Raw genomic sequence first — 635 nt, 5'->3', positions numbered from 1 at the left:
ACAATCGACGCATGATGAGAAAGTGTTCTCCTATGAAGCGCTGATTCGTTACATCGATAAAGAGGGAAAACTGTGCCCTCCAACGTTCATCAGTGACTTCCAAATGCTTGATGCCATGCCGCTACTTGATAAGTTGGTCATCGAAAAGGTGCTGTCGGACATGAAAACAATGTCGTTATCGCCGTCACGTCGAGTTGCGATCAATATTTCGGTTTCGACGATCGAACAAGCGGATTTTGTTCAGCACTTACAAGGGCGACTTGAGCACTATGGTGTGTCCCCAGATTGGTTAGAAATCGAGATAACCGAAGAGGCGGTGTTAAACGATAAAGTGTCGTTGACCAATACGATGATCGCGCTGCAAGCGTGTGGTATTCGCATCGCAATGGATGATTTCGGAACGGGTTATGCTTCGTTTCCGCATTTGCTCAAATATCCGTTTGATAAGATCAAACTCGACCGTTCATTACTGCTTGATGCCACAGATGAAAAGGGGCGCGAGTTATACCGAATTGTGGCTAAACTCGGGCACATTGCCAACTGCGAAGTCGTAGCCGAGGGCGTAGAAACTCAAGCAGAATACGAGTTCGTCGCGCAATGTGGCGTCGACAAAGTACAAGGTTTTTATCTGGCCA

The 635-nt window shown here is 47.1% G+C and carries 1 protein-coding gene; it reads left to right on the top strand.

Going from position 1 to position 635, the window contains the following annotated elements:
• Window positions 1-635: EAL domain-containing protein (locus R7R24_RS27870; protein ID WP_318120311.1), on the top strand; the 635-nt coding region annotated here is incomplete at both ends.

It is taken from the genome of Vibrio sp. 704 (assembly GCF_033339295.1).
The sequence above is the reverse complement of the archived record's forward strand: the minus strand, read 5'-3'. Positions and strand labels throughout refer to the sequence as shown.